The 12,655-nt window shown below is 47.3% G+C and carries 19 protein-coding genes and 1 tRNA gene; 18 read left to right on the top strand and 2 right to left on the bottom strand.

Translation table 11 applies throughout. The features are described 5' to 3' along the window. Positions 1 to 61: 61 nt before the first annotated feature. From AC3WQ3_RS15830 to AC3WQ3_RS15785, 10 genes are all read left to right on the top strand, one after another. Positions 62 to 919 (top strand): SDR family oxidoreductase, encoded by an 858-nt coding sequence (locus tag AC3WQ3_RS15830; RefSeq protein WP_492472732.1) that lies wholly within the window; start codon positions 62 to 64, stop codon positions 917 to 919. A gap of 116 nt (positions 920 to 1,035) precedes the next feature. Continuing rightward, a complete protein-coding gene (locus tag AC3WQ3_RS15825; protein WP_154895855.1) occupies positions 1,036 to 1,617 on the top strand; it encodes a DJ-1/PfpI family protein in 582 nt (193 codons plus the stop codon). After that, on the top strand, positions 1,614 to 2,162 hold the full coding sequence (locus tag AC3WQ3_RS15820; protein ID WP_492472731.1) for a GNAT family N-acetyltransferase: 549 nt from the start codon (positions 1,614 to 1,616) through the stop codon (positions 2,160 to 2,162). Before AC3WQ3_RS15825 ends, AC3WQ3_RS15820 begins: the two co-directional genes overlap by 4 nt. Beyond that, positions 2,159 to 3,058: a serine/threonine-protein kinase gene (locus AC3WQ3_RS15815; RefSeq protein WP_492472730.1), complete on the top strand. Its 900-nt coding sequence runs from the start codon at positions 2,159 to 2,161 to the stop codon at positions 3,056 to 3,058. Before AC3WQ3_RS15820 ends, AC3WQ3_RS15815 begins: the two co-directional genes overlap by 4 nt. A 109-nt stretch (positions 3,059 to 3,167) precedes the next feature. Then, positions 3,168 to 3,533: a hypothetical protein gene (locus tag AC3WQ3_RS15810; protein WP_492472728.1), complete on the top strand. Its 366-nt coding sequence runs from the start codon at positions 3,168 to 3,170 to the stop codon at positions 3,531 to 3,533. Position 3,534: 1 nt separating this feature from the next. Then, complete coding sequence (locus AC3WQ3_RS15805) at positions 3,535 to 4,230, top strand: GNAT family N-acetyltransferase (protein ID WP_492472727.1); 696 nt, start codon at positions 3,535 to 3,537, stop codon at positions 4,228 to 4,230. Between the two features lie 91 nt (positions 4,231 to 4,321). Next, positions 4,322 to 4,762 carry a hypothetical protein gene (locus tag AC3WQ3_RS15800; protein WP_492472726.1) on the top strand — a complete coding sequence of 147 codons (441 nt, stop codon included), beginning with the start codon at positions 4,322 to 4,324 and terminating at the stop codon, positions 4,760 to 4,762. Between the two features lie 24 nt (positions 4,763 to 4,786). Then, positions 4,787 to 5,176, top strand: coding sequence for a hypothetical protein (locus AC3WQ3_RS15795; RefSeq protein ID WP_492472725.1), 390 nt, complete (start codon positions 4,787 to 4,789; stop codon positions 5,174 to 5,176). Between the two features lie 95 nt (positions 5,177 to 5,271). Continuing rightward, positions 5,272 to 6,054 carry a glutamate racemase gene (murI, locus tag AC3WQ3_RS15790; protein WP_336779328.1) on the top strand — a complete coding sequence of 261 codons (783 nt, stop codon included), beginning with the start codon at positions 5,272 to 5,274 and terminating at the stop codon, positions 6,052 to 6,054. Between the two features lie 21 nt (positions 6,055 to 6,075). Beyond that, entirely contained in the window at positions 6,076 to 6,630 is a 555-nt protein-coding gene (locus tag AC3WQ3_RS15785; protein ID WP_492472792.1) for a histidine phosphatase family protein, read from the top strand. Between the two features lie 71 nt (positions 6,631 to 6,701). On the opposite strand, the gene AC3WQ3_RS15780 is transcribed toward AC3WQ3_RS15785, so the two are convergent. Together AC3WQ3_RS15780 and coaA are read right to left on the bottom strand one after the other, a co-directional pair. Continuing rightward, positions 6,702 to 7,064: a DUF423 domain-containing protein gene (locus AC3WQ3_RS15780; protein ID WP_110821130.1), complete on the bottom strand. Its 363-nt coding sequence runs from the start codon at positions 7,062 to 7,064 to the stop codon at positions 6,702 to 6,704. A gap of 61 nt (positions 7,065 to 7,125) precedes the next feature. Next, positions 7,126 to 8,055, bottom strand: coding sequence for a type I pantothenate kinase (gene coaA / locus AC3WQ3_RS15775; protein WP_492472724.1), 930 nt, complete (start codon positions 8,053 to 8,055; stop codon positions 7,126 to 7,128). Positions 8,056 to 8,251: 196 nt separating this feature from the next. On the opposite strand from coaA, the gene AC3WQ3_RS15770 reads away from it, so the two are divergent. The 8 genes from AC3WQ3_RS15770 (at position 8,252) to AC3WQ3_RS15735 (ending at position 12,133) form a co-directional block, all read left to right on the top strand. Next, entirely contained in the window at positions 8,252 to 9,037 is a 786-nt protein-coding gene (locus tag AC3WQ3_RS15770) for a DUF3891 family protein (protein ID WP_492472723.1), read from the top strand. Between the two features lie 148 nt (positions 9,038 to 9,185). Then, a complete protein-coding gene (locus tag AC3WQ3_RS15765; RefSeq protein WP_492472722.1) occupies positions 9,186 to 9,680 on the top strand; it encodes an 8-oxo-dGTP diphosphatase in 495 nt (164 codons plus the stop codon). A gap of 136 nt (positions 9,681 to 9,816) precedes the next feature. Further along, positions 9,817 to 10,077, top strand: a complete 261-nt coding sequence (locus AC3WQ3_RS15760; RefSeq protein WP_492472721.1) for a hypothetical protein — start codon at positions 9,817 to 9,819, stop codon at positions 10,075 to 10,077. An 8-nt stretch (positions 10,078 to 10,085) separates the two neighbouring features. Continuing rightward, positions 10,086 to 10,232, top strand: coding sequence for a hypothetical protein (locus tag AC3WQ3_RS15755; RefSeq protein WP_492472720.1), 147 nt, complete (start codon positions 10,086 to 10,088; stop codon positions 10,230 to 10,232). 182 nt (positions 10,233 to 10,414) lie between these two features. Beyond that, a complete protein-coding gene (locus tag AC3WQ3_RS15750; protein ID WP_492472718.1) occupies positions 10,415 to 10,900 on the top strand; it encodes a GNAT family N-acetyltransferase in 486 nt (161 codons plus the stop codon). Further along, a complete protein-coding gene (locus AC3WQ3_RS15745; RefSeq protein WP_492472717.1) occupies positions 10,897 to 11,253 on the top strand; it encodes a cupin domain-containing protein in 357 nt (118 codons plus the stop codon). The genes AC3WQ3_RS15750 and AC3WQ3_RS15745 overlap by 4 nt, the downstream gene beginning before the upstream one ends. A gap of 162 nt (positions 11,254 to 11,415) precedes the next feature. Then, positions 11,416 to 11,847: an NUDIX domain-containing protein gene (locus AC3WQ3_RS15740; RefSeq protein ID WP_492472716.1), complete on the top strand. Its 432-nt coding sequence runs from the start codon at positions 11,416 to 11,418 to the stop codon at positions 11,845 to 11,847. A 212-nt stretch (positions 11,848 to 12,059) separates the two neighbouring features. Continuing rightward, positions 12,060 to 12,133, top strand: a tRNA-Pro gene (locus AC3WQ3_RS15735). Positions 12,134 to 12,655 lie beyond the last annotated feature (522 nt).

Raw genomic sequence — 12,655 nt, 5'->3', positions numbered from 1 at the left:
AGTCTTGTAATGATAGAAAGGGAGAAGCTGATCGATTCAATGGAGGAAGGTGGACGGGGAGATGGTACAGAACACTAAGGGAGAGACTGCACCAGTAGCATTAATTACGGGAACCTCGAGTGGGTTCGGCATGCTTACTGCGATTACGCTTGCCAAGCAGGGGTACCGGGTTGCCGCAACCATGCGCGATCTGAGCCGGAATGAAGAATTAGTCCAGCTGGCAGAACAAGCAGGCATTGCGGATCGATTGCATTATATGCGTCTGGATGTGACGGATTCGGCTTCGGTACAGGCTGCTGTGGCGGCTGTGCTTCAGATGTATGGGCGAATTGACATACTGGTGAACAATGCAGGGTTTGCAGTTGGTGGTTTCATCGAGGAAGTAACCATGGACGATTGGCGGCGGCAAATGGAGACGAATCTCTTCGGTCTGATTGCAATGACGCGTGCGGTTCTTCCGGTCATGCGTGAACAGAAGCGGGGACTCATCATCAACCTCTCCAGTGTCAGCGGTTTGTCGGGGTTCCCGGGCTACGCGCCTTATGCTGCTTCCAAATTTGCCGTGGAGGGTTTCACCGAAAGTCTTCGGCATGAAATGGCTTCGTTTGGCGTAAAGGTAGTCCTGGTTGAGCCGGGAGCTTATCGCACACCCATATGGAATAAAGGGCTGGGTGAAATTCACCGCAATGATAACTCCCCTTATAAAGAAAAACTGGATGCGGTACTTCGTTATTCTGCACATGCGGGCCAGACTGCGCCCGATCCGCAGGAAGTGGCTGACCTGATCGCCCGCATTGCACGGATGCGTGCACCCCGGCTCCGCTATGCACTCGGCAAAGGATCTCGTGTGCTCATTGTTGGCAAAACGCTGCTTCCGTGGAAGTGGTTGGAGTGGATTATTGCGCGAGGTCTGAAATAGGGCAGACTTAATAAATTTAAGTCAGGAGGGCTTGAGCTTGTTCGAAGTCATCGTGATTGGGTGAAGGAAGCGATGGAACGAGACGCGTCGAAATAAAAACATGGGAGGTTTTCACGTTGAAAATTGCTTTTGTTTTGTTTGATGGTTTAACCTTTCTTGATTTTGCAGGATTTTATGATGTGATCAATCGGCTGAATTTCTTTGAACCAACCAAGGGCAGTACATGGGAAACTTGTGCGATGACCGATCAGGTCACGGACGAATCCGGATTAACGCTCCAAGTGGATCGAGTGAAGCCGGACTTGGGTGAGTACGATATGGTTTTTGTTCCTGGTGGCATGGGTACGCGAAAGCTTCGGTTTGATGAAGCATTCGTAGGATGGCTGAAACAGGCAGAGAAGGTTCCGATGAAGGTGTCGGTATGCACGGGCTCTTTGCTGCTCGGTGCGGCAGGTTTTCTCTCTGGTAAGAAGGCTACGACTCACCCTAATGTGTATGATCTACTGCAGCCGTACGCAGACGAGGTCATCCAGACCCGGATTGTCAAGGACGGAAATGTCATTACGGCCGGCGGTGTCGCCACGTCGATTGATCTCGGAATTTACGTACTTGGATTGCTTGCCGGACGGGAGGCAGCCGAGAATGTGAAGCAGCAGATCGACTATCCTTACGAGATGCAAGGAGTGATCGAAGAATGAGCGAAGATATCAAGCAGAGCAGATTCAATATCCGCAATATTCGGCGCGATGAAGTGGATCAATACTGGTCTTTGCGTCTGGAGGCGCTGAAAAATCATCCGGAATCCTTCGGAGCATCATACGAGTTGTCTGTTCAGCTTCCAATGAATGAAGTGCAGGATCGCATACATAATGAGCCCGGTGATTACATCCTTGGAGCCTATACAGCAGAAGGAACACTGGTTGGAATGATGGGTTTCAAGAGAGAATACGGCCTCAAACTCAGGCACAAGGGATTCATCTGGGGAGTGTACGTGGCTCCGCAATATCGAGGGCATGGGCTTGCTTCAAGGCTGCTCCGAGAAGTATTGAAGCGGGGAGAGACACTGGAGGGCATCAGGCAAATTAACCTGAGTGTGGTTACAACGAATGAATCAGCCAGACGGTTATACGAAAAATATGGATTCGAAACGTATGGCATAGAGAATTATGCTCTTGAAGTTGAGGGACAAGGGTATGATGAAGCTCATATGACATATGTTTATCCATCTGTGAGGTCCATATGACAGATACGGTTCATCTTGAAGTGGACGGTAACGCCTTTGTATTACAAGAGCCCCATTCTTTCGAATGGTTACGGCCCTTGGGCAAGGTATTTCGCGTATTTGATCAGCAGGATTCCGGCAATCTGTCCTTTGGTATGATACAGGAGGACGGTACAAGGCTCTTTGTTAAATATGCGGGAGCACGTACCATTCATGCGAGTATACTTAATAGTCCGCCGGAAGCCATCCGTAGTTTGAGATCTTCTGTTTCAGTCTACGAGGATTTGAAGCATGACGCTTTGATTCGACTAAGAGATCATTTTGCAACGGAACAGGGTTATGTCTGTGTATTTGATTGGGTGGATGGAGAATGTCTGCATTCCCAGTGGTATTTTCCGGCTCCAGCGAAATATGAAGATCCGCGTTCACCATATTATCGTTTCAGGCAACTCCCTATTAAGATGCAAATTCAGGCGATGGAGCAGATCTTGAATTTTCATATTGAGGTGGAACGAAAAGGGTATGTAGCTGTTGATTTTTACGATGGCAGTCTGATCAATGATTTTGAACAAAATAAGATCAAGATTTGTGATATCGATCTGTATCAGAAGGGTTCGTTTACCAATTCCATGGGACGCATGTGGGGCTCATCCCGCTTCATGTCTCCCGAGGAGTTTGAATTCGGTGCACCCATCGATGGAGTAACCAATGTATTCAACATGGGTGCAACGGCGTTTGTACTGCTTGGTGGAGAGAAGGATCGTTCATATGCCAAGTGGAACGCTGGAGAAGCCTTATATCAGGTTGTAATTCGAGCAGTGGATCCTGATCGGGCCCGTCGCTATGCATCCGTGAAGGAGCTCGGTGAAGCCTGGAAGCTGGCGGTAAAACAGGATGAATGTATTACTGGTGAATGATGGATCCAGAAATTCAGTTCAGTATGCTCTTCATTAGGAATTATCAGTTAGCATTCGTTTCTCCTTGGAATATACCGTATAATGGAAATTAATGAGGAGGTGCAGTTCTTTGTGCAGATATGCCATGTCAGGACCATACAAAGATACGTATGCCTGTTTCGACTGCCGCAAATCATTTAAGCAAATATCGAGACATGATCTCGCTCCTGAAGTGTATGAAAGGCTTGAATTTAAATGCCCGCAGTGTGCAGCACCCATGGTTAGCATGGGAAAAGATTTTAGAGCACCGAAGCAAAGCGATCTGAAGCAATGGAAGAAGGTAGCGATTCTTTATCGCCACGGATTCACCTACCATAGTTGTGGCTGCGGGCCCGGATATCGTCCGGCTGAATTGCGGCAACTGCCCGAGTTTCTGGAAAAGTCCGTTCATAAACGAAGTGAAGGCGAGCGGTTATTACTAAGGCTGGTTAAATAATATGGATCGCCTATTCAATATTGAACCGTCTGACTTGATGAAAATACAGGCACAGACCTTATATACGATGAACATGCAGCAGCGTCTGACTGGTATTAACGAACCGGAAGGCGGGCGTGCGCCTGCCTTGTTTATTGGCATGATTTCTGCTGGCCTTCTACCTTATTATCATGAGGACCTGCCGCCAAACCTTACGGATCTGCTGGCGACTGAAGCGAAGCTTCCGCTTGACATTCCGAAGCTGATAGGGACGATCGAGGCTTATAAGCCCGTCAAGAATCTATGGATGGGGCCTGCATTTGTCTTCCGGGAGAAATGGGATGAGTGGCATTCATATGTGCAGCTTATTGACCACCATCATACGTTTTTGCTGGAAGAGCATTTTCACGATCTCATCGGACGCTTGCATGCGAAAGCACCTGTAGTCGCTTATGTTATTGGAGCTTCCGCCGTAGCCGTATGCTGCTCTGCCCGAACTTCGGAGCTGGGCGCAGAAGCGAGCTTGCATACAGTTCCTGCCTACAGAGGACATGGATATGGGGTGGAGGCGGTCAAATGCTGGCAGTACCACGTGCAAGAGAGCGGACGCATTCCTCTCTACAGTACATCCTGGGACAATCTTTCCTCGCAGCAGGTGGCCCGCAAACTGGGACTGTACCAATACGGCATGGATTTCAGCATTACGACTTCGTCATAGAGGGTGAACCCGGTGATTCGGATATATGTACAAAAGGATCTGCAACATGTCATTGAAGCTCATATCCGTATTTACCGGGAGGAGTATAATTATGAAGACAGAGCCTGAATATGCGCAGAATACCATTGCGGGAGTCTTGTTTCGTGGGACGTTTTGCTGGTATGTAACTGAGCGGGAGTACTGGTTTTTGAATGTGGAGATGGAGGAACGGTTCGGCATTGAAATACTGAACGAGGAAACCGCTGCAGTATTCCTGCAGGCTATTCAGGATGAGCGAGTAACCGCCGCAGAGCTGCGAGACCGTCTCTATCAATTTAGGAAGCAGCATCAAGAAGGTGACGAGTGGTTGAAGTTTGTACCTTCATTCCTTGTGGATTTTGACCAAAGACAGTTTTGCTCCATGTTTCCCGAGCCGGCGTCTTTCGAACATTACATGCCTCAGGGCTGGGTTGGATCCTATGTGGATTTCCTGGATCGGGTGCCAGAGGAGCAGCGGTACTGGGAAATGAATGGCAGGTCCCTATTTCGTTAAACTTTTGTTGAAAGGCGTGGTCCGATGATACGTAAACATTTGGTACGCAGCCTGGTATCCCTGAGTATTGTATTTGTGGTGGGAGGGTGCTCGGTCCAGACCGAAGAACAGAATATATCAGGGGTGATTGAGCACAGCCTGCAGGAAATGGTTAGTGAATCTGTAATCGTGAGCAGCAGTAATCCTAACGATTATATTACAGGCAGCCCGGAGGCGTATGGACTGATCCTGAATACGGGTGAGGAAGGGCTGCATGTTCTTTTACAGAAACTTGAGTCCAGCTCCGATAACGGCCTAAGGGAATGGATTATGGCTCAGGCAAGTACGGAGCTGCTCGGGGAGCAGAATTCCGTGAACGAGTGGAACAGTGGCAAAGACTGGCTTAGACAGTATAAAATGAATGAAGAATATTAGTTCTCTAGAACAATCCTCACCTCCAGTCATCATGAGCAGGAAATACAGGTTCCTGGACCTGGTACCCAAAAGAATACGTTATAGAGGTGAAACCCTTGAATAAGAAAATTGCATTTTTTGACTCGGGCATCGGCGGTTTAACCGTCCTGCATGAAGCTTTACAGCAGCTGCCTGAAGAACAATTTTTGTATTATGCAGATACGCTTCATGTCCCCTACGGAACCAAATCGGCCGATGAAGTAAGAGGGCATGTCTTTGATTGCGCGGAAGCGATCGTGCGGGAACATGTAAAAGCAATCGTGGTTGCTTGCAACACGGCGACAAGTCTGGCGGTAAAGGATTTGCGTGCCAGGTATGATATCCCGGTCATCGGAATGGAGCCTGCGGTGAAGCCGGCTGTAGAGATGAACCGTGAAAGCGGGAGGAGAGTTCTCGTATTTGCAACGGCACTAACCTTGAGTCAGAGCAAATATAACGAACTCGTATCCCGTGTGGATGACCATCACAGTGTGGATTCCATGCCACTGCCTGAACTCGTGGAATGGTGTGAACAGCTGGATTTTGATCCGGAAAAAAGTGCTGCGTATTTTCGCCGGAAACTGGCTGATCTGGATCTGGATTCATACGGTACGGTTGTACTTGGTTGTACACATTATCCGTTCTATTCAGACATTCTCCGGACTGTACTTCCGGATCATGTACAGATTATTGATGGCAGTACAGGCACGGTCAACCGTCTGAAGCAACTGCTTGAGTTGACGGAACAGCATGGGGAGAGACCGGAGGAGCAGGTTACATTTTTGAGTTCAGGAGGACATTTGGAGGATCAGGAGAAAATGAAGGCTGCTCTTCGGTATCTTGACACGATGTCCAGATGAGCTGTACCAGAGGAGGAGAGAATCCTGCAATCGATCTACCTCATTCGACACGCCAAGGCAACAGGACAGGAGCCGAATGCAGAACTTACAGATGATGGTCTTCGTCAGGCAGAGCGTTTGGCGGAGAAACTTGCTGTTCATTCCATAGCTTACATTGTCTCCAGTCCGTGGAAAAGAACGCTCCAGACGGCAGCACCGCTCGCCAGAGCTGCATCTCAACATATACATACCGATGAGCGTCTTCAGGAAAGAGTGCTCAGCACGCGTCATCTGGAGAACTGGATGGAAGTACTGGAACGGACATATACCGATGAGAACTTCGCAGAAGAAGGCGGAGAGTCGTCACGCATCGCGACCGCACGTGGGATGGAAGTGCTGGAGGAATGCTGGAGTCGCCCGGAGCAATCTGCGGCTGTTATAACTCATGGCAACATGTTATCTCTGCTCCTTCGCCATTATCAAAGGTCCTTTGGTTACGAAGAGTGGAGGCTGCTAACCAATCCAGATGTGTATGTGCTGGAACGGCAGCGAGGAGAGCAGGGGCCACCTTCCATTCGCAGAATATGGACAGATTAAACAACAAAGAGTGCTCCAGCGATCATCTACATCGGCTAGAACACTCTTTTTCGTTTACAATCCGTTCTGTATTACAGAACGGCAATGATGACCATGACCCATCCGGCAAGGAATGCGACTCCGCCAAGCGGAGTAATCGCACCAAGTTTGCGGACACCCGTTATGCTCAGTGCATAGAGGCTGCCCGAAAATAGAAGGATGCCTGCGAACAGCAGCCATCCGGCTGCCATAATGAGCGAAGACTGTTCCAGGCGGTCCGCAATCAGGCCCAGAAGGATCAATCCGAGACCGTGGGCAATGTGATACTGAACTCCGGTTTCGTATATTTTGATCATGTCTGCAGATAATTTTCGCTTGAGCGCGTGTGCACCGAACGCTCCGAGAGCTACGGCGAGAAACATCATGATACTACCGAGTACAACCAAGGTTTGCATAGGCTATTGTCTCCTTTAGTAGAGGGGTAGTTGGATCTTCCGTACAGCTTGCTGACAGCAATTACAGTTTGCGCAGTTTAATTTGCTGAATCGAGTGGTCGGCTTCTTTTCTTAGGATTAGTCTGGCTCGTCCCTTGGTTGGCAAAATGTTCTCGTGCAGATTCTTGGCGTTAATGTCCTGCCAGATCTGACTGGCCGTCAGTACAGCTTCCTCTTCACCAATGTGGGCAAAGCGGTCATGGAAGAAGGAATCTGCATTCTGAAATGCGGTGCTGCGCAGCAGCTTGAAACGTTCAATGTACCAATGACGGATGTGCTCCTCTTCTGCATCAATATAGATGGAAAAGTCAAAAAAATCGCTGACAAGCAGCGGTGTTTCCTTTTTCACCTGCAGAACGTTAATGCCTTCAATAATCAGGATGTCCGGTTGACAGATCGTTTGCTCTTCTCCTTGAATGACATCATACGCAAGGTGGGAATACACTGGCGCTTTTACTTCAGGTTTACCCGATTTTACATCGCCCATGAACTGAATAAGAGACTTGATATCGTAGCTTTCGGGAAAACCCTTCCGGTTCATGATGCCTTTCTCTTCCAGTATGGCATTGGGATATAGAAAACCGTCGGTCGTAACGAGGTCAACCTTGGGTTTGTTTTTACCTCTGGCGAGCATGGCTTGGAGCAAACGGGCTGCCGTGCTTTTGCCCACGGCAACACTGCCCCCAATTCCGATGATGTAGGGAGCGGGAGATTGTTCCTTTTTCAAAAAAGAAGCCGTTAATTGATTCAATTCACGTGAAACTCTTGCATATAAGTCAATAAAGTGGGTAAGTGGTAAATAAATATCCTCCACTTCCTGAATGGATACTTCTTCGTTCAATCCCTTTAGTTGTTCCAATTCGGCTTCCGTCAGTGGAAGGGTGGTCTGATGTTCTTTCAGTTCAGCCCATTCCTTGCGGTTAAACTCGATGTAAGGAGAGTATAAATTCATGAGATCCCGCTTTCTGTATGTAATGTAATCAGTGACACAATCTTTAGTGTACCAAATTTCAGGCAACTGACAACACCTTTACATTTGCAAATTTGTTATGCCGTCCGGGTGAAGAAGAAAAAGTGAAGAGATAATGGGACAATTTATACCAGTATATGTAAAAGTCGAAGTATACCATGCGGAAGGGTGACAGCAAATGATCGTATATGAGAGAGAGCATGATTTTGTTTTGACCGCACAGCATGAGCATGGACAAGTAGCCGGCGTGATGGCTTCCCACTGGAAAGATGAATTGCTCGCTGATTCCCGTCACCGGGAGGAGCTTATACTTGCAGCAAGAGAACACGATCGTGGCTGGATTGAGCTGGATTCCGTACCTTTTTGGAATGATTACAGTCAGTCCCCGTATTCGTTTCGGGATTTTCCGTTACGCCCGCGTTTTGTATTTTACCAAAAAGGAATTGAAGAAGTCCGTGAAAAAAGTCTGTATGCCGGGCTTTTGTGCAGCATGATGTACACGGAGCTATTTCAGAACACCCTGGGTGCTAACCCTAACGATGATGACGATATCAGGGAATATCTGAACAAAGAACAACGTTTTCAGGAGGATTGGCAGCAGCAGCTCGGCGGAGGAGATGAACTCAAGCGCAGATTGCAAAGCGACCTGGAGATCATGTTATTCTGTGATCAGCTAAGCCTTTTTCTCTGTATGGAGGAGCCGGGAACCCCTGCATCGCGCTATGATTTTTTTGCAGAGGGACTCAGCTGCACCTTCGATGCCTGTGGAAGACAACCGATTCGCGCCGAATGGATCTCGGGTGAAAAGGTAGGACTCTCCTACTTTCCATTTACTCAGGAATTCACAGTCGGTCTGCCTTACAAATCGGTGCCCAAAGCAAGCATACGCAAATTTGGCCTGCTTCAGGCTTATCGTCGTGCCGAGTGGAAAGAACGCAGAGTGTTGATTACAAGTATGGACTGAATCATAACGGTTTAATAGCAGGCCTCGAAGATGAATTCGAGGTCTGTTTTGCTTTTGTTTTTTTATCCTAGCGAAGAGGCAGGAAAATTCAAGGGATGACCAGAAATGTTAATGTACAACCATGGGAGATCAGCTCAGGAGGATAACGATGAGTAACAGAATTGACATATTTACGATGTGTATGGTGTGGGACAAGCATAGTGGCAAGGTTTTATTGATGAACAGACCTGATCGCAAAGGATTCCCGGGATACATTGCACCTGGAGGTAAGGTGGATTTTCCGGAAAGCATCGTGGACGGGGCTATGAGGGAAGTTGAGGAAGAAACGGGACTTGTGGTCCGTGAGATTACATACAAGGGGTTGGATGAGTTTTGTGATCCCGAGCAGGGACTGCGGTATATGGTTTTTAATTATCTGGCCACTTCATTTGAAGGTGAATTATTGCAGGATCCGCCTGAAGGCGAATTGCTGTGGATCCCGGTGGAACAGGCGCTTGAACTGCCTATGCAGGATTGGTTTGCAGAACGATTCCCGCGCTTCTTTCAAGAAGGTACATTTGAACGTAGCGTGATCTGGGAAAAGTCGACAAACCGTACACTACAAGAAACGTTTATGGTGTATAACGATAGGGCAATGGAATAGAAGAATTAAGGTTATGAAAACAGATGAATACTCACCGGAATTGAACAAAATGTATCATCCATTTTCATGTATACGTATCCATATATTGTGATATAATGAGGTTTGCTTTTTTTGAAGGGAGAGGTGAGCGTTGAAGGTGTCATACCGATCGAATCTGGACGGAATAGGCGCGGAACAACTGAGCGAACATTTTTTTGATGGCTGGCCCAATCCACCGTCGAAGGCGATTTTTTTGAGACTGTTGGAGCAATCGTATGCAGTTGAGCTTGCAGTGGATGATGAGACAGGGAAGGTCATAGGCTTTATTCAAGCTATTTCGGATGGGGTGCTTAGTGCATACATTCCATTGTGGAAGTGGTGCCGGAGTTCCAAGGTAAGGGGATTGGGACAACGCTAACAGAGAGGATGCTGAAGAGGCTCCAGGGTTTGTACATGATCGATCTGTTATGTGATACCGAAACGCAGCCTTTTTATGAGAGGCAGGGAATGCGCAGAGCCAGCGGCATGATGGTTCGCCATTATTCCAATCAGAATGGAGCAGCGTACTTATAGTAAATAGAAATATAAGATGTTTCACTATGACCAGATTAGAAGTGAGTTCAAGATATATTTCTCTATTAGTCCTAGTGCCAACGTGTGACGAGAATCATCCGAGTTTAGCGTTTAAGCTGATACATAGGCTTCAGCAAACGGGCCGTAAAAGAATATTTTACGATGAAAAGGTGGAGATCCGTATGAGACTAACGTTCCGAATACTGGATTGGGAAGAGGAAAAGCCCTATGAACTTTTGCTAATGGCTGATCCCTCCAAAGCCAAAGTAGACGAATATTTAAGTCGTGGTGTGTGTTTTATCGCTGAATATGAAGGCGAGATGGTAGGCGAGTTTGTTTTGCTTAAGACCCGGCCCGAGACTGTTGAGATTGTTAATATTGCTGTTCAGGAAGAATTACAGGGGCAAGGCGTCGGCAAGCACATGATTAAGGAAGCAATTGAAGCAGCAGGCAGGCTGGGCTGTCGAACGGTCGAGATCGGAACAGGCAATTCAAGCTTTCATCAGTTGAAGCTGTATCAGCGCTGCGGTTTTCGCATTATAGGAGTTGATCGCGACTATTTTGTGAGACATTACGATGAAGAGATTATCGAGGACGGTATTCGCTGCGTGGATATGATCCGCCTGGCGGTGGACTTGGATACTCTAGCGGAGGAAAACAACAAGTGAGAATTTATCATGTAGCACCTGGAAATGCGCGAACGGTTACCGCTTTTGGAAGTAGCGGAGCAGAAATTATGCCAATACTTCGAAACACCTCGGGTTGCCAGGTGTCTTATCTCAAACTCACTGGCGGCGGAGAATTGGGTATGCATCCGGCTGTAGGGGAGCAGGTGTTTCTGGTACTTGAAGGTGAAGGCTGGGTTGAAGGGGAAACGGGGGAACGTATAGTTATCCAAGCTGGAGAAGCTGCATTCTGGATGGACGGTGAGAACCATCGTTCCGGTTCGGAGCATGGGTTAACGGCCATGTTGATCGAAGGAAGTGAGCTGGATATTCGTTTGTCCTTGCATGCTAAATGAATCTGAAAAGGGAGCTGAAGCCTTTGAGTATGCTCTGGGTGGTTGTCATTATAACGGGGTTAATCTTCACTCCATCGTTTTATCAGATGAATAAGCGGATACGAAAATTCGAGGAACAAGTCAGATACCTCACAACCTCACAGATGAAAGAAGGAGTCATTGATGAATCAACATACACATCTGGGGGTATATGGTCTCATTCGATGGGGCGACAAGATATTGTTAATTCATAAAGCACGAGGGGCATATAAAGGGTATTGGGATCTGCCTGGTGGCAGACTGGAATTCGGAGAACAGCCGGAGACTGCCCTGCACCGCGAAATTGAAGAAGAAACGGGACTTACAGATGTGCAGGTGACCATTCGTTCTGCGGAATCCACTGTTGTGCATTGGGTGTATCAGGGAATGCCTGAGGAGCTTTACCATATCGGCATTTTGTATGATGTGCAGTTGAAGTCTGACAAGCAGGCAAGTGAGATCAGGAAAGAACCGGATGGGGAAGATTCATTGGGTGCGGCTTGGTTCACAATGGAGCAGATTCAACAGCTCTCCTTAACCCCATTTGCATTACATATGATCTATGGACGCAGTTAGGAGCCAGGGTTGTATATCGGAATCCATGGATTTGGTACGATAGAGTTTTTTATAGAAACACATCGGTAGACGCAATGTTATATATTGCCAGGTGAAGCGAGCGTACGGTATAATTTGGATATATGTTGATTGGGATCCCGCAATAGGATTCAGCGACCTTGTGGTATGAAAAGACCACACGTTATAATTCTCGAAATCAATTTGCGATTTATCGGGGTATAGCGCAGCCTGGTAGCGCGCACCCTTGGGGTGGGTGAGGTCGTGGGTTCAAATCCCGCTACTCCGATTCGAAACCTGTATACCGAAGCGAAGGCTGTGAATGTGTCGATTCACGGTCTTTTTTTGTTGAATCTGTTCTCAAATGGTTAATGTTTAACTGGACGGTTTGTTTTGGCTTGTTATGGACTACAATTCATATTAAAGGGGGTTAATGCGGAAACGTGGGAACAGATATATCTGCGATATGCAGAGTTTATGCTTCATTTATCTGATTCATCTAATTTATGCATCAATTGAACTAAAAATAGGAAATGCTCCTGAGCGTAAAAGTTTATAGAATAGACATTAGAAAACGAATTCGATTTACCTTGAGCTAGATGGAACCCTCGAGCAGATCCGGACACGATTCGACATCTGTGTCGGCGGCATATCCAATTATTGTTTATTATGTTTTTGAAAACGCAGACAAACCTTGACGGGAGCGTCGGAACAACGTTATTTACCCCCAACATCACGATGATTGGACTTCATGAAAAATTTCGCTTAAAATGTTGAACGAACGCAAATTACGGCTTAGTCAATGATTTCC

It is taken from the genome of Paenibacillus sp. FW104-T2, assembly GCF_058789975.1.
The sequence above is the reverse complement of the archived record's forward strand: the minus strand, read 5'-3'. Positions and strand labels throughout refer to the sequence as shown.